Raw genomic sequence first — 3,623 nt, 5'->3', positions numbered from 1 at the left:
GGCAGCACCTGAAACCCCGGAAAATAAATCATCATCACCCGGCGGCTTCTCGCCACTGCAATACCTGGACCGGGCGCTGACGACGCTTCGCGACATCGGCATCACGCCGGAAACAGAAACGGACGCACCCATCAACGCGCTGCTGGAGCAGATTTCAGATCTGTCTCCTGACAAGGTGCTCATCATCACGCGCACGCTCGGCCAGGCCTCCAATTTCAACGAAGTTGTGCGCAGCCAGGTGCAGCAGATGGACATCGGCGAGCGATATGAGCAGGTCACCGACGCCTTCAACTCCATTCGGGATGACGCCAAAACCCTTGTCGATCAGCTCGCAGACGGCAAGATCTCCTTCACCGAAAATCTTTCCAACAAATGGCGTGACATGCGCCGCGGCACGATTTCCGATCGTTTCAAGGACATTCGCGACACCTATAAGGATGTCGCCCGGGCGACCAAGGACCAGATAGAGCGTGAACAGACCATACTGGAAGCCTATCGCGATTTCCGCGGTGCTCTGAAACAGGCCGAAGTCACGGCCCTCGAGCTCCTGAACATCGCTACCGGCAAACTGACCGCTTCAAAGTCGGCCCTGGAAAACGCGTCGAACGAGGTTGCAGCCTATGCCGGGGACGACCCGGCGCAAAAGGCCCGTCTGGAACTGGCGCGCGACGAAAAACTGCGCGAAATGCAGGACGAGGAAAAGCGCTACCAGATCGCCAAAGATCTCTCGGACAACCTGACTGTCGGTTACAACACGTCTGAAGTCATAATGGCGCGCCTGGTTCAAACCACCAATGCCAAGGAACGGGTCTACGCCCAGTCCGTCAGCTTCTTTTCCACCAATGAATCGGTGCTAACTGCGCTGAACGCTTCCTTCACAGGTCTTCAGGGCCTGCACGAATCCACCGAAACCCTGAACGCGATGAAGGATGGCATCAACAAGAGCCTGGAAACCCTGGCGGAAATTGGCGACGCCGTTCAAAAGGAAGCCCTCAAGGCAGGATACGGCCCCACGGTCGCCGCTGCGTCGGTCAAGAAACTGGTAGATTCCGTTGTGAATTTCCAGGTCCAGTCACGCGAGATCATTTCCGAAATGCGGGACATGTCGACCAAGAATTCCGAAGAAATCCGCAATGCGGTGGAAGACGGAAAACGCCGCCTTGCGAAGTTGACCGCACAGGGTCAAGGGCTGTAATCCGCTAAGAACCGACGGGCCGGGCTCACCGGCCCGCCAGATTTCAAGAAGACGGTGTCTATGGCAAGCAAATCCGACGCTCCTCTCGACGATCTCATGATGGCGATGGACGTGGTGGACACGTTGCGTCACGAAGAGGGCCAGGTTGCCCGGGAACTGAAGGCCGACGAGAGAGATGCGGCGATGGTCGAGCGACTGCGCAGGGTCTATGCGGCGCAGGGGATCGATGTTCCCGATCACATTCTGAAGGCAGGCGTAGAAGACCTCAAACGCGACAGGTTCGTCTATTCGCCACCGACTGCCGGTTTTCAGCGCAGCTTGGCAATGATCTATACCTCCCGCAGCCTTTGGTCGAAATGGCTTGCAGGTGCTGTTGTCGCGCTCGTGATCGCTGTAGCCGCCTGGTATTTCCTGGTCACCCTTCCCCAACAACGCTCGGAAGCAGACCTTCTGGCCCGATTGCAGGCTCTACCGACGACTTATTCGGAACTGGTTGAGCGTATTGATACTCTGACAGAAAACGCCGACGTCGAAACGGAAGCCCAGAGCATTGCAGACGACGGCAACCTTGCTCTTCGGGATGGCAACAACGAAGCGGCGTTCAAAGCCGAAGCGGATCTGCGGCAATTGGCCGGCCAGCTTCAGGAAGTGTTCGAGGTACGGATCATATCCCGGGAAGGCGTCCCCACCGGCATCACCAGAATTCCCGAAGCCAATCCGGACACCGAGAACTATTATATTGTTGTCGAGGCAATCGACCCGGATGGAAATGCGTTGAAGCGCAGTATCATTTCAGAAGAAAACAGCTCGGCGGAAACGGTAGATAAGTGGGGCCAGCGCGTCTCTGAAACCATCTACAACGCGGTTCGCCGCGACAAGATGGAAGATGGAATTGTGCAAAAGGGTGTCCTTGGCCAGAAACGGCGTGGTGAACTGGACATCAAATGGCGCAGCGGTGTTCAGGACGGAGCAATTACATCATGGTAGCGCAAAGGCACCACATCACCGCAGCGGAGGTTAGCGCATGCTGACAGGCCGTCAGACCCTTGGAACGATCGAGCAGTCGCTTGCGGATCTGCGCCGGGAAGAAGCCGAACTGAGCAAACGGATAGAACGGGCGACACGCTCGCTGACTGACCTTCAGGAACGGCAGAGCGAAGCCTATCGCGATCTCGCACGCTTCCGTCTTGATACGGACGCGGCCGGAACGTTGAACACAAGGCTGGACAGTGCTGCCCGGGAAGCCCGCCGACTTCTGGACAAACGCAGCGACGATTACAAAGTGCTCACCGACCAGCTTCGCGAATGTGAAAGCGAGCGCAATCAGCTGCAAAAGAAGCGTCTGGACCTGGATACTTCACGCGACACTGCCGAAAATCAGATGGACGATCTGATGGAAGCCGTCGATGGCCGTCTTGAAAAAGATAAGGCCTATCTTGCCCAGCGGGACGCTGCCGAAACCGCATTGGCAACCGCGCAGGCTGCGGCTGAAAAGGCGAAAACGTCTGAAGATGACCGAAAACAAAAGGGGCAGGCCTATGAAGCCGACCCCTTGTTTATTTATCTGTGGCAACGTGGATTCGGCTCACCACAATACAATCATCGGGGTCTTGTCCGCTCGCTGGACAACTGGGTTGCCAAACTGATCAGGTACCACGATGCCCGTGCCAATTACGCAATGCTCACCGGCATTCCCGAACGTATGACCAGGCATGCTGAGCGCTGTGCTGATATCGCCCGCCAGGAAGAAGCTAAACTTGCCGAATTCAGCCGCAATGCCATGACTGACGCCGCCGGAACCGATCTGGTTGGCACGATCGAGACCTTGAGCGAAGAGATTGATCAGATCGACACCGATCTGGACAGGCTCGACAGGCGAATTGAAACCCTGTCCGGCGCGTTAACGGAGTTTTCCAGCGGTGAAGACGCCGACTTTCAAAAGGCCGAGGAACATCTCTCCGTTTCGCTGCAAGCAGACGATCTGAACGAACTTTGGCGCGTGGCGTTGGACACGCCTTCTCCGGAAGATGAAAAAATCGTTCAGCGGATCGAGGATTTTAGGGACCGGATTGAGCAGGTCGCAAGGGAGATCCGTCAGGATCGCGAATTGCAGCGCGATATCAGCCGGCGTCGCGGTGAACTGTCCGACGTCATAAAACGTTTCCGTTCAAAAGGGTATGGCAGCTGGGACTCGACCTTCTCCGATGACAAGCTCACCACTGTGCTCCTGGGAGAGCTGGTCAAGGGCGCCATTTCCGGTGCGGATTACTGGGCGCGTGCCGAGCGCGCGCACAAACGCCGCAAACCGCGCGGACGCCGGGTCGCCTTTCCGAATGGCTCCGGCCTGCCGAAATCCATGGGTGGCTTCGGTGGTTTCGGCGGATCTCCTGGTGGAATCGCAGGCGGCGGTGACAGTTTTGGAGGCGGC

The 3,623-nt window shown here is 57.2% G+C and carries 3 protein-coding genes; all 3 read left to right on the top strand.

The window, feature by feature from the left end; genetic code table 11:
* Positions 1–55: 55 nt before the first annotated feature.
* Positions 56–1,195 (top strand): cell surface protein, encoded by a 1,140-nt coding sequence (locus K5905_RS29910; protein WP_297591310.1) that lies wholly within the window; start codon positions 56–58, stop codon positions 1,193–1,195.
* Between the two features lie 60 nt (positions 1,196–1,255).
* A complete protein-coding gene (locus K5905_RS29905; RefSeq protein ID WP_297591308.1) occupies positions 1,256–2,182 on the top strand; it encodes a DUF6384 family protein in 927 nt (308 codons plus the stop codon).
* 37 nt (positions 2,183–2,219) lie between these two features.
* The coding region (locus tag K5905_RS29900) for a hypothetical protein (protein WP_297591307.1) at positions 2,220–3,623 on the top strand (1,404 nt) is incomplete at its 3' end.

It is taken from the genome of Roseibium sp. (assembly GCF_025698965.1).
In the GTDB taxonomy this organism is placed as follows: domain Bacteria; phylum Pseudomonadota; class Alphaproteobacteria; order Rhizobiales; family Stappiaceae; genus Roseibium.
This window is presented reverse-complemented; position numbering and strand designations above follow the sequence as displayed.

Coding starts and splice junctions, on each gene's coding strand:
- K5905_RS29905 (WP_297591308.1), top strand. CDS start 1,256: ATGGCAAGCAAATCCGACGCTCCTCTCGACGATCTCATGATGGCGATG.